Source organism: Chitinimonas sp. (assembly GCF_036568685.1).
GTDB lineage: Bacteria > Pseudomonadota > Gammaproteobacteria > Burkholderiales > Chitinimonadaceae > Chitinimonas.
Genome location: NZ_DATCSC010000100.1, coordinates 1 through 20855 on the forward strand (window position 1 = coordinate 1; position 20855 = coordinate 20855).

21 protein-coding genes are annotated in these 20855 nt (G+C 62.6%); 15 read left to right on the forward strand and 6 right to left on the reverse strand.

The window, feature by feature from the left end:
* The first annotated feature begins 376 nt into the window (after window positions 1-376).
* From VIM95_RS14440 to VIM95_RS14495, 12 genes are all read left to right on the forward strand, one after another.
* A complete protein-coding gene (locus VIM95_RS14440) occupies window positions 377-619 on the forward strand; it encodes a hypothetical protein (protein ID WP_331986881.1) in 243 nt (80 codons plus the stop codon).
* A 62-nt stretch (window positions 620-681) separates the two neighbouring features.
* Entirely contained in the window at window positions 682-1551 is an 870-nt protein-coding gene (locus tag VIM95_RS14445) for a ferritin-like domain-containing protein (RefSeq protein WP_331986883.1), read from the forward strand.
* A gap of 8 nt (window positions 1552-1559) precedes the next feature.
* A complete protein-coding gene (gene rfaE2 / locus VIM95_RS14450; protein WP_331986885.1) occupies window positions 1560-2057 on the forward strand; it encodes a D-glycero-beta-D-manno-heptose 1-phosphate adenylyltransferase in 498 nt (165 codons plus the stop codon).
* Between the two features lie 2 nt (window positions 2058-2059).
* Entirely contained in the window at window positions 2060-3379 is a 1320-nt protein-coding gene (locus VIM95_RS14455; protein ID WP_331986888.1) for a mechanosensitive ion channel family protein, read from the forward strand.
* Between the two features lie 57 nt (window positions 3380-3436).
* On the forward strand, window positions 3437-4633 hold the full coding sequence (locus VIM95_RS14460) for a DesA family fatty acid desaturase (RefSeq protein WP_331986890.1): 1197 nt from the start codon (window positions 3437-3439) through the stop codon (window positions 4631-4633).
* Between the two features lie 65 nt (window positions 4634-4698).
* On the forward strand, window positions 4699-5049 hold the full coding sequence (locus tag VIM95_RS14465; protein WP_331986893.1) for a RidA family protein: 351 nt from the start codon (window positions 4699-4701) through the stop codon (window positions 5047-5049).
* A gap of 88 nt (window positions 5050-5137) precedes the next feature.
* Window positions 5138-5755 (forward strand): MarC family protein, encoded by a 618-nt coding sequence (locus tag VIM95_RS14470; protein WP_331986897.1) that lies wholly within the window; start codon window positions 5138-5140, stop codon window positions 5753-5755.
* A 36-nt stretch (window positions 5756-5791) separates the two neighbouring features.
* On the forward strand, window positions 5792-6448 hold the full coding sequence (gene rpiA, locus VIM95_RS14475) for a ribose-5-phosphate isomerase RpiA (RefSeq protein ID WP_331986901.1): 657 nt from the start codon (window positions 5792-5794) through the stop codon (window positions 6446-6448).
* A 93-nt stretch (window positions 6449-6541) separates the two neighbouring features.
* Window positions 6542-7240, forward strand: a complete 699-nt coding sequence (gene phoU, locus VIM95_RS14480; protein WP_331986905.1) for a phosphate signaling complex protein PhoU — start codon at window positions 6542-6544, stop codon at window positions 7238-7240.
* A 100-nt stretch (window positions 7241-7340) separates the two neighbouring features.
* Window positions 7341-8837, forward strand: a complete 1497-nt coding sequence (gene ppx / locus VIM95_RS14485) for an exopolyphosphatase (RefSeq protein ID WP_331986909.1) — start codon at window positions 7341-7343, stop codon at window positions 8835-8837.
* Window positions 8838-9140: 303 nt separating this feature from the next.
* Window positions 9141-10082 carry a DMT family transporter gene (locus VIM95_RS14490; protein ID WP_331986912.1) on the forward strand — a complete coding sequence of 314 codons (942 nt, stop codon included), beginning with the start codon at window positions 9141-9143 and terminating at the stop codon, window positions 10080-10082.
* A 76-nt stretch (window positions 10083-10158) separates the two neighbouring features.
* Complete coding sequence (locus tag VIM95_RS14495; protein ID WP_331986914.1) at window positions 10159-11460, forward strand: NupC/NupG family nucleoside CNT transporter; 1302 nt, start codon at window positions 10159-10161, stop codon at window positions 11458-11460.
* Between the two features lie 58 nt (window positions 11461-11518).
* Here VIM95_RS14495 and aceK read toward each other — a convergent pair whose 3' ends face one another.
* On the reverse strand, window positions 11519-13276 hold the full coding sequence (aceK, locus tag VIM95_RS14500) for a bifunctional isocitrate dehydrogenase kinase/phosphatase (protein ID WP_331986917.1): 1758 nt from the start codon (window positions 13274-13276) through the stop codon (window positions 11519-11521).
* The gene (locus VIM95_RS14505; protein WP_331986920.1) at window positions 13276-13881 is read right to left on the reverse strand and encodes a pseudouridine synthase; all 606 of its coding nucleotides are present in this window, start codon (window positions 13879-13881) and stop codon (window positions 13276-13278) included. The genes aceK and VIM95_RS14505 overlap by 1 nt, the downstream gene beginning before the upstream one ends.
* Window positions 13882-14040: 159 nt before the next feature.
* Between VIM95_RS14505 and icd the strand changes: the two genes are divergently transcribed.
* Complete coding sequence (gene icd, locus VIM95_RS14510; protein ID WP_331986924.1) at window positions 14041-15273, forward strand: NADP-dependent isocitrate dehydrogenase; 1233 nt, start codon at window positions 14041-14043, stop codon at window positions 15271-15273.
* A 150-nt stretch (window positions 15274-15423) separates the two neighbouring features.
* On the opposite strand, the gene VIM95_RS14515 is transcribed toward icd, so the two are convergent.
* The gene (locus VIM95_RS14515) at window positions 15424-15627 is read right to left on the reverse strand and encodes a cold-shock protein (RefSeq protein ID WP_331986926.1); all 204 of its coding nucleotides are present in this window, start codon (window positions 15625-15627) and stop codon (window positions 15424-15426) included.
* Window positions 15628-15929: 302 nt separating this feature from the next.
* On the opposite strand from VIM95_RS14515, the gene clpS reads away from it, so the two are divergent.
* Together clpS and clpA are read left to right on the forward strand one after the other, a co-directional pair.
* The gene (clpS, locus tag VIM95_RS14520; RefSeq protein WP_331986929.1) at window positions 15930-16238 is read left to right on the forward strand and encodes an ATP-dependent Clp protease adapter ClpS; all 309 of its coding nucleotides are present in this window, start codon (window positions 15930-15932) and stop codon (window positions 16236-16238) included.
* Window positions 16238-18511 (forward strand): ATP-dependent Clp protease ATP-binding subunit ClpA, encoded by a 2274-nt coding sequence (gene clpA, locus VIM95_RS14525; RefSeq protein ID WP_331986932.1) that lies wholly within the window; start codon window positions 16238-16240, stop codon window positions 18509-18511. The genes clpS and clpA overlap by 1 nt, the downstream gene beginning before the upstream one ends.
* Window positions 18512-18572: 61 nt before the next feature.
* On the opposite strand, the gene VIM95_RS14530 is transcribed toward clpA, so the two are convergent.
* The 3 genes from VIM95_RS14530 to VIM95_RS14540 are packed head-to-tail and all read right to left on the reverse strand — an operon-like array spanning window position 18573 to window position 20854.
* Entirely contained in the window at window positions 18573-19331 is a 759-nt protein-coding gene (locus VIM95_RS14530; RefSeq protein WP_331986934.1) for an SDR family NAD(P)-dependent oxidoreductase, read from the reverse strand.
* A gap of 37 nt (window positions 19332-19368) precedes the next feature.
* Window positions 19369-20502: a succinyl-diaminopimelate desuccinylase gene (gene dapE / locus VIM95_RS14535; RefSeq protein ID WP_331986936.1), complete on the reverse strand. Its 1134-nt coding sequence runs from the start codon at window positions 20500-20502 to the stop codon at window positions 19369-19371.
* Between the two features lie 10 nt (window positions 20503-20512).
* Window positions 20513-20854, reverse strand: a complete 342-nt coding sequence (locus VIM95_RS14540) for an ArsC family reductase (protein ID WP_331986938.1) — start codon at window positions 20852-20854, stop codon at window positions 20513-20515.
* Window position 20855 lies beyond the last annotated feature (1 nt).

Below are 20855 nucleotides of genomic sequence, written 5' to 3' on the forward strand. Positions count from 1 at the left end.
ACCGTGAAACGAGGCCGCGCCGATGATAGTGCGGACTACCCGTGTGAAAGTAGGTCACCGCCAGGCTCCCCTTAAAACACCTCGATCAGCAATGATCGGGGTGTTTTGCTTTGCGCGGACCGAACGCACAACGCCCAAGGCTGCACCCAAAGACGACGGCAACACCCAGAACCTGGCCCCGCGGCGCTGCCGCGGGGCTTTGTGGTGTTTGGAGCAGTCTGGCGCCCGATCGCTCATCTATACTCTGCACTCAATCAAGAACATTCTGCTCGCGGGATTCCTGCGGGCGACGTATCGGGGGATGTGCATGCGAGTCGATAAGGACCAGGCTGCGGACGGCTCAACCCATTGCGGAGCGAACGTCCATGGATGCGTCATGGATACCCCGTGCCACAAGACCTGGGAAGCGCTGACGCCAACCAAGGATGTGCGCGTGCGGCACTGTCACGAGTGCAACCAGTCAGTGCACCTGTGCTTGAGTGATATTGCGCTACGGAGGGCGGCAGCCATGGGGCTCTGCGTAGCCACCACGTCAGACCTGCTTCTCGATATGAAGGCAGAAGACATGGATGTGGGGAGTATGCGTATCGGCCAGGTTTTGCCTGGCCATCTGTCATAAATCTGTCCCGGAACCGGGCTTAAGCTTCCAGATTGGTGTTCTAACCTGTCGGAGGTATTGCCATGCTGTATCCGGAACTCTATGCCTCGCTGGAGAAGGCGCGCTGGGACATGCAGCGCGACATCCCCTGGGCGGATTTCGACGCTACTTCGCTCAGCGACGAGCAGGCCCAGACCATCAAGTTCAACGCCATCACCGAATGGTCGGCCCTGCCTGCGACCGAGATGTTCCTGCGCGACAATCGCGACGACAGTGACTTCTCGGCTTTTATGTCGATCTGGTTCTACGAGGAACAGAAGCACTCCCTGGTACTGATCGAGTATCTGCGGCGTTTCCGGCCCGACCTTGTGCCTTCGGAGCAGGAACTGCACGCGGTGCGCTTCGAGTTCGACCCGGCCCCGGCGCTGGAGACCCTGATGCTCCACTTCTGCGGCGAGGTCAGGCTCACCCAGTGGTACCGGCGGGCGGCAGAGTGGCACACCGAACCGGTGATCAAGCATATTTACCGTACCCTCTCGCAGGACGAAGCCCGCCACGGTGGTGCCTACCTCAAATACATGCGGCGCGCGGTGGAGCGCATGGGCGATGAAGCCCGCTATGCCTTTGCCAAGATCGGTGTGCTGATGGCCTCCAGCGGCAAGTCGGCCAAGCCCTTGCACCCGACCAATCTGCACGTCAACCAGGCTTTGTTCCCGCGCGACACGATCCAAAGCCGGCTACCCGACCCGGACTGGCTGGAGCACTGGTTGGACAAGCAGATCGCCTTCGACAAGGACTGGGAGGCACGGGTAGTGGGCGGGATACTGCGCAACCTCTCCAGCCTGTTTGACTGCACCTTTGATACCGTCACCCAGCTCAATCACTACCGCAAGGCCTTGCAGCGCCAACTGGGGCTGGCTACGACGGGCGGGAACGATCTGGCTGCGGCATAATTGGAGGCATGACGACCTATCCCGCCCCCGACTTCGAGCAGAAGATCTGCGCTCCCGAACAACTGGCAGCGCGCATTGCGACCCTGCCCCGACCGCTGGTCTTCACCAACGGTTGCTTTGACATCCTGCACCGCGGCCATGTGAGCTATCTGGCCCAGGCGCGTGCCCTGGGTGCTGCCATGGTGGTGGCGGTCAATACCGATGCCTCGGTGCGCCGCCTGGGCAAGGGCGACGACCGCCCCATCAATTCGACCGAGTTCCGTGCTGCCGTACTGGCTTCTCTGGCCTCGGTGGACTTGGTGACCTGGTTCGACGAGGACACGCCGCTTGAATTGATCCTGGCTATCCAGCCCGACGTCCTGGTCAAGGGGGGGGATTGGACGCCTGACCGTATCGTCGGTAGCCGCGAGGTGCTGGCGCGCGGTGGCCAGGTGCATTCGATCCCCTTCCTGTTCCAGACCTCGACCACCGAGACGCTGCGCAAGATCCGTGCGGCCGGGGCGTGAGCATGAACGGCCACAGCACGGCGCTGTACGACTTTATCGACGATATCCAGCGCGCCGGCTGGTCCGAACCGCGGCTGTTGATACAGCTCGGGATCCTGCTGGGTACCGCGCTCCTGGCTTGGTTACTCAGCGGGGCGCTCAAGCCACGCTTGCGCCAGGCTGGGGCGGCTCACTGGAAGTTGGGCTCCGAGGGTATTGCGCGGGTGCTCTTCCCGCTGATCTTCTGGATCAGCGTGGAGGTCGCCAGCACTCTGGTGCGTGTGCCGCATGGTGTGACTCTGTTGCGCCTGGTGGCCAGCCTGCTGTCGGCCTGGGTGGTGGTACGCACGCTGGCCTACCTGCTGCATGAATCCTTCATCCAGGCCGAATGGGCCAAGCGCGCCGTACGGCCGCTGGCCTGGCTGATCTGGATTGTCTTCGCCCTCAATATCAGCGGTGTGCTGCCCGACATCCAGGAAGGGTTGGAGAGCATCTCCTTCCCGCTGGGCAAGCAGCATGTCTCGCTCCTGATGGTGATCAACGGCCTCCTTTCGGTGGCGGTGACGCTGCTTTTGGCCATGTGGCTGGGGCGCCTGCTCGAGCAGCGGGTGATGGCGGCGAATTCACTCAACCTGAGCCTGCGCGTGGTGATCACCAAGCTGGCCCGCACGGTGCTCGTGGTGGTCGCCGTCATGATCGCGCTGCCCATGGTGGGCATAGACCTGACCGTGCTGTCGGTATTCGGTGGTGCCTTGGGCGTCGGTCTGGGTTTTGGTCTGCAGAAGATCGCCAGCAACTACGTGTCGGGCTTCATCATTCTGCTCGATGGCTCCATCCGTATCGGTGACGTGGTGATCATCGATGGCCGCCAGGGTACGGTGACCGGCATTACTGCCCGCTACGTGTTGCTCAAGCTCGGTGATGGCGGTGAGGCCATCATTCCGAATGATTCGCTGATTTCCTCGACCGTACTCAACCTCTCACATTCCGACCGATTGTTCCGGGTGGCCATGCCCATACAAGTGGCCTACGACACTGATCTCGATGCTGCCAGTGCCTTGTTGCTGTCCCTGACCCAGGGCCAGCCCCGCATCCTGCCCGAACCGGTGCCACAAGTGCTGGTCAAAGGCTTTGGTGAGAGCGGTATCGACCTGGAACTGGCCTACTGGATTGGTGACCCGGACCAAGGCTCGGCTTCTCTACGCTCGGAGCTGAATCTGAAGATCTGGCGTGCCTTCAAGGAGCAGGGCATCGAGATCCCCTACCCGCGCCGTGACGTTTATCTGATAAACGGGCAGACGGCTGGGAATATTGCGGCCGATCAATCTTCGAGCGCGCGCTAGGTGATTGATTCAGCGTAGAATCCGCCCGTTTGCCCCTGTTTGCGACAAGGAAATTCCATGTTTGATTGGCTCAACGGCCTGATAGACCTGCCCTGGTGGGGTTATATCGTGGTCACCCTGGTGCTGACCCATATCACCATCGCCTCGGTAACCATCTTCCTGCACCGTCACCAGGCCCATCGGGCGCTGGACCTGCACGCTATCCCCAGCCACTTCTTCCGCTTCTGGCTGTGGCTGACCACCGGCATGGTGACCAAGGAGTGGGCGGCCATCCATCGCAAGCACCACGCCCGTTGCGAGACCGAAGAAGACCCGCACAGCCCGCAGGTACTGGGTATCAAGAAGGTGCTGCTGGAAGGCTCCGAGCTGTATCGCGCCGAGTCCAAGAACCAGGAGACCATGGAGAAATTCGGTCACGGTACGCCCGACGACTGGATGGAGCGCAACATCTACACCAAGCACAGCGTCTGGGGCGTGACCCTGATGGCTGTTATCGATCTCCTGCTGTTCGGCGCCAATGGCATCTGGATGTGGGCCGTGCAGATGATCTGGATCCCCGTCACCGCCGCCGGCATCATCAACGGTATTGGCCACTACTGGGGTTACCGTAACTTCGAGAATGAAGATGCTTCCCGCAATATCGTGCCCTGGGGCATTTTGATCGGTGGCGAAGAGCTGCATAACAACCACCACACCTTCGGCACCTCGGCCAAGCTGTCCAACAAGTCCTGGGAATTCGATATCGGTTGGTTCTATATCCGTTGCCTGGAAGTGCTGGGCCTCGCAAAGGTGCGCCGCGTGGCGCCCTCGGTCAAGACGGTGGCCCCCAAGGCCGAGGCGGACTTCGACACCCTGCAGGCCGTGATCGCCAACCGCTATGAGATTGCCGCAGCCTACGCCCGCCAACTCAAGACTACGGTGGCGCTGGAGGTGGAACATCTGCGCCAACGTGCGCCGCACCTGCCGCACTTCCAGTTCAACCCCAAGCGTGCCATGAAGCGTTGGCTCAAGCAGGACCGCAAGGACACCCCGCTGGTCGACCAGGCCAAGCTCGATGCCCTGCTGGCTGAGTCCAAGGTGCTCGATACCGTCTACAAGATGCGCCAGGAACTGACCTCGCTGTGGGAGCGTTCTTCCTCCTCCAAGGAGCAACTGCTCAAGCAACTGCAGGACTGGTGTGCGCGGGCTGAGGCCAGCGGCATTGAGGCCCTGCGCGAGTTCTCGCTGCGACTGCGCGGCGTAGCGCTGGCATAATATCGGGATAAACCAGCGGGGCGGCCCTGTGGCCGCCCCGTTGCATTTGTTTCTGAGGAAAGTCCATGTCTATCCAGCGCTATCACGTCGGTCCCCGCTTGTCCGAGATCGTCGTCCACAACAACACGGTCTATCTGGCCGGCCAGGTCGCCGAGCACACCCTGCACCAGGGCGCCAATTCCCAGACGACTGAGGTGCTGGCGATGATAGACAAGCTCTTGAGCGAGGTTGGCAGCGACAAGACCAAGATCCTGTCGGCCCAGATATGGCTGGCGGATATTGCCGACTACGACGCCATGAATGAAGCCTGGTCGGCCTGGGTGCCGCAGGGTCATACGCCGGCCCGGGCCACGGTGGAGTCGCGCCTGGCTGCGCCCGAGTACAAGGTCGAGATCAAGATCATCGCCGCGCTGTAGCACCCTGGCCGGTCAGCCCGGCCGTTTTTGCGACCCCCGTTGCGCCTTTGCGGACGGGGGTCCTGTTTTTCACACTATGCTGTAAGCCATGGAAACCTCATCCTTTATCTCTGCCACGGTGCTGCTGATCCTGGTCACCGACCCGCTCGGCAATATCCCCCTGTTCATTGGCCTGCTGCGCCAGGTCGATCAGGCGCGGCGCCGGCGCATCATCATCCGCGAGGTGATCTTCGCCTTCGCCATCCTCCTGTTCTTCCTTTTCTTTGGCCGCCATGTGCTGGAGATCATGCACGTCAGCGAAACTTCGCTGGGCATAGCGGGCGGGGTGATCCTGTTCCTGATCGCCCTGAAGATGATCTTCCCGCACGCCGAAGGTGTGTTCGCCCACCAGGTAAAGGGTGAGCCTTTCCTCGTGCCCTTGGCCATCCCCTTTATCGCCGGCCCTTCGGCAATTGCCACGGTGCTGCTGCTGGTCAGCCGCGAGCCGCAGCGCATGGGCGAATGGATCGCCGCGCTGACGGTGGCCATGTTGGTATCGGCGGTGGTGCTTGGCTTTGCCGAAAAGATTGCCGACTTCCTGGGGGAGCAGGTCACCATGGCCTTCGAGCGGCTGATGGGCCTGATTCTGACCGCCATTGCCATCGAGATGCTGCTCAACGGCATCCAGACCTTTGTGCTGCAGCTGCACAAGGCAACGCCCTTATAATGACGGCTGTTTACCGTCTATCCCCCGGAGCCTGACATGACCCTCGACGAAATGAAGCGTGCCGCCGCACGCGCCGCCATTGCCTTCGTGCCCGACAACTGCGTGGTCGGGGTCGGTACCGGCTCTACCGCCAACCATTTCATCGATGCGTTGGCCGAGATCCGCGGTCGCATCGAGGGTGCCGTGGCGAGTTCGGAAGCGTCCGCCGCACGGCTGAAATCGCACGGCATTCCGGTCTACGACCTCAATGCCATCGACAAGCTGCCGGTCTACGTGGACGGCGCCGATGAGATCAACCGCCACCTGCAGGCAGTCAAGGGCGGCGGTGCCGCGCTGACCCGAGAGAAGATCGTCGCGGCCGTGGCTGATAAGTTCATCTGTATTGCCGATGAGACCAAGCTGGTGGATGTGCTGGGTGCTTTCCCCCTGCCGGTGGAGGTGATCCCCATGGCCCGCAGCCACGTGGCACGTGAGCTGGTTCAGCTGGGCGGTCGACCGGTCTACCGCGAAGGCGTGGTGACCGATAACGGCAACGTGATCCTCGACGTGCACGGCCTCAGCATCACCGAGCCGGGCAAGTTCGAAGGGGAGATCAACCAGATTGTCGGTGTGGTCACCAATGGCTTGTTCGCCCGCCGCCGCGCCGATGTGTTGCTGCTGGGTACCGCCACCGGCGTGCAGACCTATCAGTAACAAAAGTGTCATCGAAATTTCGTTTGGCGCGAATACACTGCGGTGCCAAGCTTGTGGCGTAGCGCCACGCCAAGTACACGAGGGTTGCGTACCATGTCCGAACACATTTCCAAGCAGTTTGACGTCGAGCTCGAAGCGGCCCGCGGCAAGATCCTGGCCATGGCCGGTCTGGTCGAGGAACAGTTCCGCGACGCCATGAAGGCGCTGGAGACCGGCGACCTGGACCTGATCACCAAGGTGATCGAGACCGAGAACCGCGTCAACGCAATGCATGTCGAGATCGACGACGATTGCATGCACATCATCGCCCGCCGCCAGCCGGCCGCCAGCGATCTGCGCATGGTGCTCACCGTGAACAAGGCGGTAAACGATCTGGAGCGTATCGGCGACAAGGCCGCCAAGATCGCCAACCGCGCCCGTGGCATCTACGAGGGTGGTCGTGTGGCTGTGCCGCGTATGTCGGATCTGAGCTACCAGTCCGGCATCGCTCTGACCATGCTGCGCAGTGCACTGGATGGCTTCGCCCGGCTCGATCCCAGCGTGGCCAGCCAGGTCGCGCGTGAGGATGTGAAGCTGGATGAGGAGTTCAAGGCCATCCAGCGCCAACTGATCACCTATATGATGGAAGACCCGCGCACCATCAGCCTGGCGCTGGAGATCATCGAGATCGCCAAGGCCATCGAACGCGTGGGCGACCATGCCAAGAACGTGGCCGAGTACGTGGTCTACCTGGTCAAGGGTATTGACGTGCGCCACAGCCCGCTGGAAGAGATCGAAAAGCAGTCCCAGTAAGTCTTTTTTGCGCCAACAGCCCCTCGCGAGCGCGGGGGGCTTGTCTTTTGTGGCGTCCCTTCCGACAATCCGCCCATTCCGCTCGCTTGAAGAAGACCTGATGAGTCCTTCGCACACCATCGCTGCCGTCGACCTTGGTTCCAACAGTTTCCGCCTGCAGGTGGCACGCGTGGTGGACGACCAGATCTATTTGCTCGATGGTCTCAAGGATACGGTGCGCTTCGCCGCCGCACTGGACGCCAAGGGCCGGCTCGATCTTGCCGGACAGAACCGGGCCCTGGCTGCCCTGGCACGCTTTGGTGAACGACTGCGCGGCATGCCGCCCGAGCATGTGCGGGTGGTGGCCACCAACACCTTGCGGGTGGCGCAGAATGCCGCCGAGTTCCTGCCCAAGGCCGAGGCGGCGCTGGGTTTCCCGATTGAGGTGATCGCCGGCCGCGAGGAGGCTCGCCTGATCTATATCGGCGCAGCTCACAGCCTACCGGCTGGCAAGGAGAAGCGGCTGGTGGTGGACATCGGCGGTGGCTCCACCGAGTTCATCGTCGGTCACCAGTTCAAGCCCCTGAAGACCGAGAGCCTGTTGATGGGCTGCGTGAGCTTCAGTCTCAAGTTCTTCCCCGATGGCAAGCTGACCCGGCAGGCCTTCCGCGATGCCGAGCTGGCTGCACGCAGCGAGCTGCAGTCGATCGTGCACGACTTCAGTCGCGAGCACTGGCAGTTGGCAGTCGGCACTTCCGGTACGGCCCGCTCGCTCAGCGACATCATGGAGCAGAACGATCTGAGCCGCGGCGGCATCACGCTCGAAGGCATGGAAAAGCTACGCGCCATCATGTTGCGGGCCGGGCATATCGATGCGGTGCAGCTCAACGGTTTGCGGCCTGACCGTCGGCCGGTATTGCCGGGTGGCTTTGCCATCATGGCGGCGGTGTTTGCCGAGCTGGGCGTGCAAAAGATGAGTATCACCCTTGGCGCCTTGCGCGACGGGGTGCTCTACGACCTGGTCGGTCGACAGCATCAGCGTGATTTGCGCGAGGTGACCGTGACCCAGTTCAAGCGCCGCTACCATGTGGACATGGCGCAGCAGGAACGGGTGGCACGGCTGGCCGAGTTTGCCTACCGGCAACTGGCCGGCAGCCTGGGTTTGGACCCGGAGGTCGACCTCAACCTCTTGCAGTGGGGCGCACGTTTGCACGAGATCGGCTTGTCGGTCTCGCACTCCAACTATCACAAGCATTCGGCCTATATCTTGCAGCATGCCGATATGCCGGGCTTCTCCAGCCATGAACAGGCACGCGTCGCACTGCTGGTGCTCGGCCACAAGGGTGGGCTCAAGAAGCTGGGCAATGGGCTGACCGTGGACCGCTGGGCGCGGGTACTGTCGCTGCGGCTGGCGGTGATCTGCTGCCGCAGCCGGACCGACCGGCCCCTGCCGCCGATTAAGCTGGAGGCACTGCGCAACGGCTTCCGCCTGGATGCGCCGGACGAGTGGCTGGATGCCAATCCGCTGACCCATACCGCACTCTTGCAGGAGGCCGAAGAGTGGCGCGAGATCGGCCAGCTGCTGCAGCTCTCGCCCAACTTCCAGCGTTGGAATTAATCCTTGCTTGGCTTGGTGCGTGGTAACCGCACTGAAGTCCAAGCAATGCATCGCCCTTGAACACCGCCAGCCTTGGCGGCGCGGCGCTCCGTTACGGTGCGCATTGCACTGCTGCGGTGCACAAATATCACTGGCTTTTCGCCGCTTTTCCTTTAGAATCCGCGACCTTGCGCAAAGGCCGCCTGGTGCCGCCTGCGTGCTGCCGGACCGTTGACCCCGCCACCCTGGGGCATAGGCCGGCCTGATCGACCCCGCAGCCACAAGCCGCGGGCCGCTTCTTCCCTCTACCCGAGGTCGCCGTTCATGTTCCGCCGTCTGCTGCCGTCTCCGGCTGCCTTGCCTTATCTGCTGCTCGTCTTCGCCGCCCTGTGCTGGGCCGGCAACTTCATTCTGGCCCGTGCCATGCACGCCGAGATCGCGCCCGTCACGCTGGCTTTTGGCCGCTGGCTGGTGGCCCTCTTGGCCCTGCTGCCCCTGGCTTGGTCGCGCCTTGTCGAGCAGCGCCGCAAACTCTGGCAGGTACGTCGTCGCTTGTTCTGGCTGGGTGGCTACGGTATTGCGGCCTCCAACACCCTGATCTACGTCGGCCTGCACCACACCAACGCAACCAATGCCGTGCTGTTCAACGCCTTGATCCCGCTGATGGTGATGCTGCTGGCCTGGGTGGTCTGGCGCAAGCCGTTGGCCGGCCGCGAATGGGCCGGTATGGGCGCTTCCCTCATGGGTGTACTGCTGATCGTCTGCCACGGCGACCTGAGCCGGCTGATGAGCCTGGATCTCAACCATGGTGATGTCTGGGTGGTGGCGGGCTTGGCCTGCTGGTCGGCGTATACCCTGTTGCTGCGTGGCTTGCCTGAGGGCCTGGATCGCTTTGCCGTGCTGTGGCTGACCATCGCCATCGGCCTCGTCATGCTGTTGCCCTTTTGCCTATGGGAGGTCGCCCACCATGGGCTGCCGGCAGCCACGTTCAGCAACGGCCTGAGCCTGCTCTACCTGGGCATCTTCCCCTCGGTGGTGGCGCTGACCGCCTATATGCGCGCCGTTGCCACGCTGGGGCCGACCCGGGCAGCCGGCTTCCTACACCTGATCCCGGCCTTCGGTGCGGTGGGGGCCGGTATTTTCCTCGGCGAGGTGCTGGCGCTGTATCACGTGCTGGGGCTTGCCATCATCTTCGGCGGCTTGTACTGGGCTCAGGGCTCGCTGGCCTCGTCTGGGACTGTGGTGCAAAAGCCCGTCTCCCGCTGAAACCTCAATAACTTGTAGTAACCGGGCGGCGTGATTCGTAGAATCCGCCGCTTTGAACCATCTGGAGTGCGGGCCCATGCTCAGCATTGTGCAGTCCCTGTTCGGCATCAGCTGTTTGCTCGGCCTGGCCTATCTCTTCTCGTCGCAACGTCGCGCCATCAGCTGGCGGCTGGTCGGCTATGGCATGCTGCTGCAGATTGCGCTGTGCCTGTTGGTGAGTCATGTGCCGGCGGTACGGCAGCTGTTCCAGTCCATCAGTGTGGGCTTCGTGACCCTCTTGGACTTCGCCAAGGAAGGCGCCAAGTTCGTCTTCGGCCAGGAGCTGGCATCACCGAATGGCAAGCTGGGCTTTATCTTCGTGTTCAACGTGTTGCCCATCATCGTCTTCTTCGCTGCGGTCAGCGCCTTGCTGTACCACTTTGGCGTGCTGCAGAAGATCGTGCTGGCCTTTGCCTGGCTGATGAAGCGCACCATGCGGCTGACCGGCCCCGAGAGCCTGTCGGTGGCCAGCAATGTATTCCTGGGCATGAACGAAACGCCGCTCTTGGTGAAGCCCTTCATTCCCAATATGACCCGCTCCGAGCTGATGACCATGATGACCGGTGGCCTGGCTCACTTGGCCGGTACGGTGCTGGCGGCCTATATCAGTTTCCTGGGCGGGACCGATCCGGCGGCCCAGGCTCAGTTCGCCTCCTATTTGCTGCTGTCTTCCTTGATGAACGCGCCGGCTGCCATCCTGTTCGCCAAGATGCTGCTGCCCGAGACCGAGCGCGACCCGGCGGCGCCCAGCAAGCTCGAGTACGAGCACGCCAACCATGGCCACTTCATCAACGCCATCGTGCATGGCACGGCGGATGGGGTGAAGCTGTCGGTGATCATCGGTGCCATCCTGATGACCTTTGTCTCCCTGATCGCCCTCAGCAACCATCTGCTGCATGGTCTGGGCGACTGGGTGGGCATCAATGCCTGGATTGTCAGCTCGACCAGTGGCGCCTTTGATGGCCTGTCGCTGCAGTACATGTTCGGTCAGGCCTTCCGGGTAGTGGCCTGGCTGATGGGTGTAAGCTGGAGCGAATCGCTGCATATCGGCTCGCTCCTGGGGCAGAAGATCGTGATCAACGAGTTCGTGGCCTACCTCGATATGGCACGCATGAAGTCGCAGCACCTCCTGAGCGAGCGCGGCACGGTGATCGGCACCTTCGCGCTGGCGTCCTTTGCCAACTTCAGCTCGGTGGGTATCTGCGTGGCCACTATCTCGGCCCTGGCGCCCAACCAGCACAAGAACCTGGGTGCCATCGGCATGCGCGCGCTGTTTGCCGCCATCCTGGCCGGCCTCTGCACTGCCTGTCTGGCCAATATCTTCCTTACCGGCATGTAAGCGCTGGTCGGACGGTAGAAGAAAGGCCCGCAATCGCGGGCCTTTTTCATTTAGCCATTTAGCTGCCAGGCGTATAGCGGTTGCAGAAGCGCAGCTCCGGCGGGTAGGGGTAGAAGTCCTCCACGTGACCGGCGCGGATGCGGTCCTGGCGGGCGCGCCAGAAAACCGGGTCGAGCAGGTCTCGGTGGTGCTGCAGAAAAACCCGCCGGATCTCGGTGGGGCCGAGCAGAAAGCGGGCGAACTCCTCGGGGAAGACGTCGTTACGCGCCACCGGGTACCAGGGCTCGCTTGCCATCTCCATCTCCGGCGAGGGGGCTTCGGGGATCTCGCGGAAGTGGCAGTCGGTCATGTACTCGATTTCGTCGTAGTCATAGAACACGACCCGGCCGTAGCGGGTGATGCCGAAGTTCTTGAACAGCATGTCGCCGGGGAAGATGTTGGCGGTCGCCAGCTCGCGGATGGCGTTGCCGTAGTCGATCACCGCCTGCTCGAGTTGCCCCTCGGTGGCGCGGTTGAGGTAAAGGTTGAGTGGCTCCATGCGCCGCTCGATATAGAGGTGGCGGATCACCACCTCGTGGGTGTCCTCCTCCAGGAGGCTGGGCGCCAACCGGCGCAACTCGTCCAGCAGCTCCTCGGTAAAACGGGCCTTGGGCAGGGCCACATTGCTGAACTCCAGCGTATCGGCCATGCGACCTACCCGGTCGTGCTGCTTCACCAGCTGGTACTTGTCGCGGACGATCTCCTTGGTGACCTCCTTGGTTGGCGCGATCTCGTCCTTGATCAGCTTGAACACATAGGGGAAGGAGGGCAGGGTGAACACCAGCATCACCAGGCCGCGGATGCCGGGCGCGACGATAAAGTCGTCGCGCGAGTGGCGCAGGTGGTGCATCAGGTCGCGGTAGAACACCGTCTTGCCCTGCTTGGCCAGGCCCAGCATGGTGTAGAGTTCGGCCTTGGGCTTGAAGGGCAGCATGGAGCGCAGAAAGCCTACGTAGCCCGATGGCGAGGCCATGTCGACCATGAAGTAGGCCCGGTTGAGCGAGAACAGCACGGCGATGCGACGTGGTTCCAGCAGCAGGGTATCGAGGTAGAGCCGGCCGCTGTCGTCGCGCAGCACCGGCACGGCGAAGGGGTACTCCACACTGCCGTTGACCGCCTTGCCGATGATGTAGGCCGCCTTGTTGCGGTAGAAGGCGCTGGAGAGCACCTGGATCTGGAAGTTGGCCTCGATCTCCGGCCAACTGCCGCCCAGGTGGGCGAGCGCGGTATCGATCACAAAACCGATGTCGCGGTCCAGATCGACGAATTCGCACTGCCAGCCGAAGTCCTCGACAATGCGGCGCATGCTGCCACGAAAGCCGCCCAGCCGAGGATAGTAGCTGCGGTAGGTGGGCGGGTCGGACTCGATGTACTCGGTCGAGATGGCCGGCCGCACAAAGATGAAGTCGTTATGGAAGTAGTTGCGGTGCAGGATCTTGCAGCAGACCGAATTGAAGAAGGTCTCGGCCAGCTCGGGTTGCTTGTGGTTGACCAGCATGCCGATGAACAGCAGCTTGGCTTGCTGCCAGATGTCGTCGTCCAGCCAATCGGCATGGAATTCCTCGTGCAGGCGGGCCACGCACTCATCCACCCGCTCATCGTAGAAGCGTATCCGCTCCTTGGCAGCGCGCTGCACGGCGTGCCAGTCACCGGTCTCGAAGCGCTGTTTTGCGGCCCGGCTGACCTGCTGGAAGATACCGTAGTGGCGGTCGAAGCCTTCGATCAGGGCGTGGGCGATGGCGATCGCCTTGGGGTGTTGGCCGGCGGGTATCAGCATCAGGTCCTCGGGCGGTGGCGGCGGGGAGAGGGGGTGCTTGGTGTACTGCGTGGCAGGCTGGCCATATCGATGGCCTGCCGGCGCCATTCGCCCGGCGGGAGATCGGCCAGGGTCCAGTCGCCGATCTGCACCCGTACCAGGCGCAGGGTAGGCAGCCCGATCTTGGCGGTCATGCGGCGGACCTGGCGGTTCTTGCCCTCGCGTATGGTCAGGCTGATCCAGCTGTCCGGCACGGTCTGCCGCACCCGTATGGGCGGATTGCGTGGCCACAGCTCGGGCGGCGCCATCAGACTGGCCTCGGCCGGGCGGGTATGGAAGTCGCCCAGGTCCACGCCGCGGCGCAATGCCGCCAGCGCGGCTTCATCCGGTATGCCCTCGACCTGCACCCAGTAGGTCTTGGGCAGCTTGTGCTCAGGGTCGGCAATGCGAGCCTGCAGCCTGCCCTCGTCGGTCAGCAATAAGAGGCCCTCGGAATCGGTATCCAGCCGGCCTGCCGGGTAGTAGCCCGGCGCATCGATAAAGTCCGCCAGCGTGGGGTGCTTCTCATGGCTGGAGAACTGGCTGATCACGCCGTAGGGCTTGTTGAAGAGGATGAGATCGGGCATGCAACTGGCAGAGAAGAGGGGTTTTGCCGGATAATAGCAAGCTTATGACGTCAACTTTTTACCCTGACGTTGTTCTACAACTCAAAATCTAAGCAATTCCACTAAGCCGGGTCGCCACGAGCGGCCTTATCCCCAAGCACCCTTCCATACGGAGCAGGCATGAGCACCCAATCGCATATCAAGGTTCCCGCTGGCGGCCAGAAGATCGTCCCGGGCCAGGCCATTCCCGATCAACCCATCATCCCGTTTATCGAGGGTGACGGTATCGGCATCGACATCACCCCGGTGATGAAGAAAGTGGTCGATGCAGCCGTGGCCAAGGCCTACGGTGGCAAGAAGCAGATCCACTGGATGGAAATCTACGCCGGTGAGAAGTCGACCAAGGTCTACGGCTCGGACGTGTGGCTGCCGGAAGAAACCATGGCCGCTCTGAAGGACTATGTCGTGTCCATCAAGGGCCCGATGACCACTCCGGTCGGCGGCGGCATCCGTTCGCTGAACGTGGCCCTGCGCCAGGAGCTGGACCTCTACACCTGTCTGCGCCCGGTGCGTTACTTCGCCGGCGTGCCTTCGCCGCTGAAGCGTCCGGACCTGACCGACATGGTGATCTTCCGTGAGAACACCGAAGACATCTACGCCGGTATCGAGTGGGCTTCGGAATCCGAAGGCGCCAAGAAGGTGATCGGCTTCCTGCAGACCGAAATGGGCGTCAAGAAGATCCGCTTCCCCGAGACCTCGGGCATTGGCATCAAGCCCGTTTCCAAGCAAGGTACCGAGCGTCTGGTGCGCAAGGCCATCCAGTACGCCATCGACAACGGCCGCAAGAGCGTGACCATTGTCCACAAGGGCAACATCATGAAGTTCACCGAAGGTGGCTTCCGTGACTGGGCCTATGCGCTGGCCAAGAACGAATTCGGCGGCGTCGAGATCGACGGCGGTCCGTGGCTCAAGCTGCCGAACGGCATCGTGATCAAGGACGTGATCGCTGATGCCTTCCTGCAGCAGATCCTGCTGCGCCCGGCCGAGTACGATGTGGTGGCCACCCTGAACCTGAACGGCGACTACATCTCCGACGCCCTGGCCGCCCAGGTCGGTGGTATCGGTATTGCCCCGGGTGCCAACCTGAGCGACAACGTGGCCATGTTCGAAGCCACCCACGGTACCGCCCCGAAGTACGCCGGCCAGGACAAGGTGAACCCCGGTTCACTGATCCTCTCGGCTGAAATGATGCTGCGCCACATGGGCTGGACCGAAGCCGCCGATCTGATCATCAGCTCGATGGAAAAGGCCATCAAAGACAAGCAGGTCACCTACGACTTCGCCCGCCTGATGGACGGTGCGACCGAAGTGAGCTGCTCAGCTTTCGGCGACGCCATGATCGCCCGCATGTAATACCTGTCGCCATCGCGAAGCCCCTCCCTGAAGGGGCTCGCCTGATTGGCGATGTACCAGACGAATGGCGGCCACCGCCCGTCGCCTGGACAAAGAAAAAACCCCGCTTGCGCGGGGTTTTTTCATGGCTTGATGAAACTATCGGAACGCTTAGGCGTTCTGAATGTTCGAAGCCTGCTTGCCCTTCGGACCTTGGGTCACTTCGAAGGAGACCTTTTGGCCTTCCTTCAGGGTCTTGAAGCCGCTCATGTTGATCGCCGAGAAGTGGGCGAACAGGTCTTCACCGCCGTCATCGGGGGTGATGAAACCGAAGCCCTTGGCGTCGTTAAACCATTTGACGGTACCAGTTGCCATTGTACTAATTCCTCAATTGCGGTTGCTGTGAGTAAAAGCGGCGAGCCGCTTGGATTTTGTTATGGTTCAAGGCTCGCAAGACTGGCACTTCCACGTACAACGACAACCGCGTACAGCCGACAGCCGGTACTAGCTACCAACTTGAATCCAAACGTTCGCCTTGTACCCCCGCGGCACAAGGGCCGTCAAGCGTGCCTTGCGCCGCCAGGCGAGCGCTGTCTGAGAAATACATCACTTGAAAAGCTGGCCATGCGCGCCAAAATTAGATTACCGATGCAACGCTCTTCTCACGATTCCTGAACATGGCCATACAGCACAACGACGGCACTGAGCTCGTCAAGTCACCGACACGAGTCAAGCCGCCTTCGATGTACAAGGTGCTGCTGCTTAACGACGATTTCACGCCCATGGAGTTTGTGATCATCGTCCTGCAACAGTTTTTTGCAATGGACCATGAACGTGCGAATCGTGTCATGCTCAAAGTACACACCGAGGGCAAGGGAGTCTGCGGCGTGTATGCCAAGGACGTTGCGGCGACCAAGGTCGCTCAGGTAATGGATTTTTCACGGCAGCATCAGCATCCGCTGCAGTGCGTCATGGAGGAAAACTGATGATTGCCCAGGAACTTGAAGTCAGCCTGCACACGGCTTTTGTGGAGGCGCGTCAGAAACGCCATGAGTACATCACGGTGGAGCACCTGCTGCTGGCGATGCTGGACAACCAGAGCGCAGCCGAGGTGTTGCGCGCCTGCGGTGCCAAGATCGAGCAGCTGCGTCGCGAGCTGACCGACTTCGTGGCCGAACACACGCCGTTGGTCGCAGGGACCGGCGAGGTGGAGACCCAGCCGACGATCGGCTTCCAACGGGTCATCCAGCGCGCCATCCTGCATGTGCAGTCCTCCGGCAAGAAGGAGGTCACCGGCGCCAATGTGCTGGTCGCCATCTTCGGCGAGAAGGACTCGCACGCGGTCTACTTCCTGCATCAGCAGGGCATCACCCGGCTGGACGTGGTGAACTTCATCTCGCACGGCATCAGCAAGGTGGCGCCGCAGGCTGGTGGTCAGAGCGCACCCAAGGGCGATGCCGAGCATGACAGCGAGGCCGAGCAGCAAAACCACGGCGCACTGGAGAGCTTCACGCTCAACCTCAACCAGGCCGCCGCGCAGGGCCGTATCGATCCACTCATCGGCCGTGACGCCGAGATCGAGCGCGTGATCCAGGTGCTGTGCCGCCGCCGCAAGAACAACCCGCTGCTGGTCGGCGAGGCCGGCGTGGGCAAGACCGCCATTGCCGAGGGCCTGGCCAAGCGCATTGTCGATGGCGAGGTGCCGGACATCCTGGCCGATGCCACCGTCTATTCGCTGGATATGGGCGCCCTCTTGGCCGGTACCAAGTACCGTGGCGACTTCGAGCAACGCCTCAAGGCGGTGATCAAGCAGCTGACCGAGGATCGCAACGGCATCCTGTTCATCGACGAGATCCACACCGTGGTTGGCGCCGGTGCCGCCTCCGGCGGCACGCTGGACGCGTCCAACCTGCTCAAGCCGGCGCTGTCCAACGGCTCGCTCAAGTGCATAGGCGCGACCACCTATACCGAGTTCCGCGGCATCTTCGAGAAGGATAACGCGCTGAGCCGCCGCTTCCAGAAGGTGGATGTGATCGAGCCCACCATCGAGCAGACGGTGGAGATCCTCAAGGGGCTCAAGAACCGCTTCGAGGAGCACCACGGCGTCAAGTACACCGCGGCGGCGCTGTCGACGGCGGCCGAGCTGTCGGCCAAGTACATCAACGACCGTCATCTGCCGGACAAGGCCATCGACGTGATCGACGAGGCCGGAGCCGCGCAGAAGATCCTGCCCAAGTCGCGGCAGAAGAAGACCATCGGCAAGGGGGAGGTCGAGGAGATCGTCGCCAAGATCGCCCGCATCCCGCCCAAGAACGTTTCGAGCGACGACCGCAACGCGCTCAAGACGCTGGACCGTGACCTGAAGAACGTGGTGTTCGGCCAGGACAAGGCGATCGATGCGCTGGCGGCTTCGATCAAGATGGCCCGCGCTGGCCTGGGTAACCCGCAGAAACCGATCGGCTCCTTCCTGTTCAGCGGCCCGACCGGCGTCGGCAAGACCGAGGTGGCTCGCCAGCTGGCCTATACCCTGGGCATCGAGCTGATCCGCTTCGATATGTCGGAGTACATGGAGCGCCATGCGGTGAGCCGTTTGATCGGTGCGCCCCCGGGCTATGTGGGCTTTGACCAGGGCGGTCTATTGACCGAGGCGATCACCAAGCACCCCTACGCCGTATTGCTGCTGGATGAGATCGAAAAGGCCCATCCGGATATCTTCAACGTGCTGCTGCAGGTCATGGACCATGGCACGCTGACCGATAACAACGGCCGCAAGGCGGACTTCCGCAATGTGATCATCGTGATGACCACCAATGCGGGAGCCGAGGCGCTCAACAAGAGCAGCATCGGGTTTACCTCCAGCAAGCAAAGCGGTGACGAACTGGCCGAGATCAAGCGGATGTTCACGCCGGAGTTCCGTAACCGGCTGGATGCGACCATCAGCTTTGCGCCTTTGTCCGAGGAAATCATCCTGCAGGTGGTGGACAAGTTCCTGATGCAGCTGGAGAGCCAGTTGCACGAGAAGAAGGTGGATGCCCACTTCTCCAGCGAGCTCAAGGCCTACCTTGCCAAGAAGGGTTTCGACCCGTTGATGGGTGCGCGCCCGATGGCGCGATTGATCCAGGACACGATCCGCAAGGCGTTGGCCGACGAGCTCCTGTTTGGCCGTCTGGCAGGCGGTGGCGAGGTGACCATCAGCGTCGACGCGCAGGACCAGGTGGTGCTGGACATCAAGGAAAGTTCGGACGCTGTGACTGCTTGATCGGCATTCGTGTGCAACAAAAAGCCCCGCCTAGGCGGGGCTTTTTGTTGGCGTCTGCAACTCAGCGGCGATGGATGGACAGCGCGCCCGGCGCCTGGCAGACCGGCATCATCTCGATCACGTTGATGTTGACGTGTGGCGGCAGGTGGGCGAGCCAGTGCACCGTTTCGGCGATGTCCTCAGGCGTCAGCGGTTCGGTGCCCTGGTAGACACCGGCGGCCTTGCCGTCGTCGCCCTTGAAGCGCACGTTGGAGAATTCGCTACCGCCGGCGAGGCCGGGCTCGATACAGCTGACCCGTACCGCAGTGCCCAGCAGGTCGGATTTGAGGTTGAGGCTGAACTGATGCACGAAGGCCTTGGTCGCACCGTAGACATTGCCGCCGGGGTAGGCGTAGTCACCGGCGATAGAGCCGATATTGACCACCAGGCCGCGATTGCGGGCCACCATGCCGGGCAGGATGGCGTGGGTCACGGCGGCGAGGCCCAGGCAGTTGGTCTCTATCATGGTCTGCCAATCGTCCAGGTCGGCGCCCTGGGCGGGCGCCAGGCCCAGGGCCAGGCCGGCGTTGTTGACCAGCAGGTCGATGGCGGCATAGTCCGCCGGCAGGCGCGCAGGCAGCTCGGCCACGGCTTGGCGGTCGCGCACGTCCAGTTCCAGCGGCAGGATCTGTTCCGGGAACTCTGCCGCCAATGCGGCGAGGCGATCCTGCCGGCGGGCGGTGGCGACCACGCGTAGCCCGGCTGTGGCCAGCCGGCGGGCGATGGCGAGGCCGAAGCCGGCGCTGGCGCCGGTGACGAGGGCGATACGGGATGTGGACATGCAGGTCTCCTGGTTCGGGCCGGCAAGCTGGCCGGGCTCAGCCCAGCAACTGTTCCAGCGTACGGCGGTAGATGGCCGACAGGCGCGGCAGGTCGGCGACCGCCACGCATTCATTGAGCTTGTGGATGGTGGCGTTGATGGGGCCGAACTCCACCACCTGGGGGCAGATGGCGGCGATAAAACGCCCGTCCGAAGTGCCGCCGGTGGTCGATAGTTCCGCCGCCACGCCGGTTTCGGCGGCAATGGCGGCCTGCAGTGCGCTTGAGAGCGGGCCGGGCTCGGTCAGGAAGGGGCGGCCGCCCAGCGTCCAGCGCAGGTTGTAGTCCAGGCCATGCCTTGTCAGCACTGCTTCCAGGCGCTGCTTCAGGTCTTCGGCCGTGCTGGCCGTGCCGTAGCGGAAGTTGAAGTCCACGGTCATCTCGCCGGGGATCACATTGCCGGCGCCGGTGCCCGCGTGGATGTTGGAAACCTGCCAGGTGGTGGGCGGGAAGTGGGCATTGCCCTCGTCCCAGACCATGGCCGCCAACTCCGTCAGGGCCGGTGCTGCCTGGTGTACCGGATTGCGCGCCAGGTGCGGATAGGCAATATGCCCCTGGACGCCGTAGAGCGTGAGCCGGCCCGAGAGAGAGCCGCGCCGGCCGTTCTTGATGGTGTCGCCAAAGGCGGCGCTGGAGGTGGGTTCCCCCACGATGCAGTAGTCCAGCGTCTCGCCACGCTCGGCCAGGGTCTCGACCAGGCGTACCGTGCCATCCACCGCCGGACCTTCCTCGTCCGAGGTGATCAGTAGCGCGATGGAGCCCTGGTGGTCGGGGTGGCCAGCGAGGAAGTCTTCGATGGCGGTGACGAAGGCAGCCAGCGAGGCCTTCATGTCGGCCGCGCCACGACCGTACAGCAGGCCATCGCGTATTTCCGGCGCAAACGGGGCGCTATGCCATTGCTCGTGCGGGCCGGTGGGTACCACGTCGGTATGGCCAGCGAAGCACAGCACGGGGCCTGTAGCGCCGCGGCGGGCCCAGAAATTTTCTACTTCGCCATGCCGCATGCGCTCGATGCGAAAACCGAGGGCGGCCAGCCTGGCCTTGAGCAGCTCCTGGCAGCCGGCGTCCTGCGGGGTGATGGAGTCGAGGGCGATCAGTTGCCGGGCCAACGCCAGCGTACGGTCTTCGCTCATGGCCAGCGGGTCAGGTCAGGGCGTCGTAGTAGCCGGGTTTGAAGCCGACGATCAGCTTGTCGCCATCTTCCAGTACCGGGCGCTTGATCAGCGAGGGTTGCTCCAGCATCAGCGCGATAGCGCTGGCGGCATCGACCACCTGGGCCTGGCGCGCAGCATCGAGCTTGCGCCAGGTCGTACCTTGCTTGTTGACCAGCACCTCCCAGCCCAGCCGGTCCACCCAGCCTTGCAGCAGGGCGGTGCTTACGCCCTGTTTCTTGAAGTCGTGGAAGGTGTAGGCCAGCCGGTGCTCATCCAGCCAGGTACGGGCCTTCTTGACGGTGTCGCAGTTGGGTATGCCGTGCAGTTTCATG

Coding starts and splice junctions, on each gene's coding strand:
- VIM95_RS14530 (WP_331986934.1), bottom strand. CDS start 19,331: ATGTCCACATCCCGTATCGCCCTCGTCACCGGCGCCAGCGCCGGCTTC.
- VIM95_RS14540 (WP_331986938.1), bottom strand. CDS start 20,854: ATGAAACTGCACGGCATACCCAACTGCGACACCGTCAAGAAGGCCCGT.
- VIM95_RS14490 (WP_331986912.1), top strand. CDS start 9,141: ATGTTCCGCCGTCTGCTGCCGTCTCCGGCTGCCTTGCCTTATCTGCTG.
- VIM95_RS14495 (WP_331986914.1), top strand. CDS start 10,159: ATGCTCAGCATTGTGCAGTCCCTGTTCGGCATCAGCTGTTTGCTCGGC.
- phoU (WP_331986905.1), top strand. CDS start 6,542: ATGTCCGAACACATTTCCAAGCAGTTTGACGTCGAGCTCGAAGCGGCC.
- VIM95_RS14505 (WP_331986920.1), bottom strand. CDS start 13,881: ATGCCCGATCTCATCCTCTTCAACAAGCCCTACGGCGTGATCAGCCAG.
- VIM95_RS14440 (WP_331986881.1), top strand. CDS start 377: ATGGATACCCCGTGCCACAAGACCTGGGAAGCGCTGACGCCAACCAAG.
- clpS (WP_331986929.1), top strand. CDS start 15,930: ATGGCCATACAGCACAACGACGGCACTGAGCTCGTCAAGTCACCGACA.
- rfaE2 (WP_331986885.1), top strand. CDS start 1,560: ATGACGACCTATCCCGCCCCCGACTTCGAGCAGAAGATCTGCGCTCCC.
- VIM95_RS14455 (WP_331986888.1), top strand. CDS start 2,060: ATGAACGGCCACAGCACGGCGCTGTACGACTTTATCGACGATATCCAG.
- VIM95_RS14445 (WP_331986883.1), top strand. CDS start 682: ATGCTGTATCCGGAACTCTATGCCTCGCTGGAGAAGGCGCGCTGGGAC.
- clpA (WP_331986932.1), top strand. CDS start 16,238: ATGATTGCCCAGGAACTTGAAGTCAGCCTGCACACGGCTTTTGTGGAG.
- VIM95_RS14465 (WP_331986893.1), top strand. CDS start 4,699: ATGTCTATCCAGCGCTATCACGTCGGTCCCCGCTTGTCCGAGATCGTC.
- aceK (WP_331986917.1), bottom strand. CDS start 13,276: ATGCTGATACCCGCCGGCCAACACCCCAAGGCGATCGCCATCGCCCAC.
- rpiA (WP_331986901.1), top strand. CDS start 5,792: ATGACCCTCGACGAAATGAAGCGTGCCGCCGCACGCGCCGCCATTGCC.
- dapE (WP_331986936.1), bottom strand. CDS start 20,502: ATGAGCGAAGACCGTACGCTGGCGTTGGCCCGGCAACTGATCGCCCTC.
- VIM95_RS14460 (WP_331986890.1), top strand. CDS start 3,437: ATGTTTGATTGGCTCAACGGCCTGATAGACCTGCCCTGGTGGGGTTAT.
- VIM95_RS14515 (WP_331986926.1), bottom strand. CDS start 15,627: ATGGCAACTGGTACCGTCAAATGGTTTAACGACGCCAAGGGCTTCGGT.
- ppx (WP_331986909.1), top strand. CDS start 7,341: ATGAGTCCTTCGCACACCATCGCTGCCGTCGACCTTGGTTCCAACAGT.
- VIM95_RS14470 (WP_331986897.1), top strand. CDS start 5,138: ATGGAAACCTCATCCTTTATCTCTGCCACGGTGCTGCTGATCCTGGTC.
- icd (WP_331986924.1), top strand. CDS start 14,041: ATGAGCACCCAATCGCATATCAAGGTTCCCGCTGGCGGCCAGAAGATC.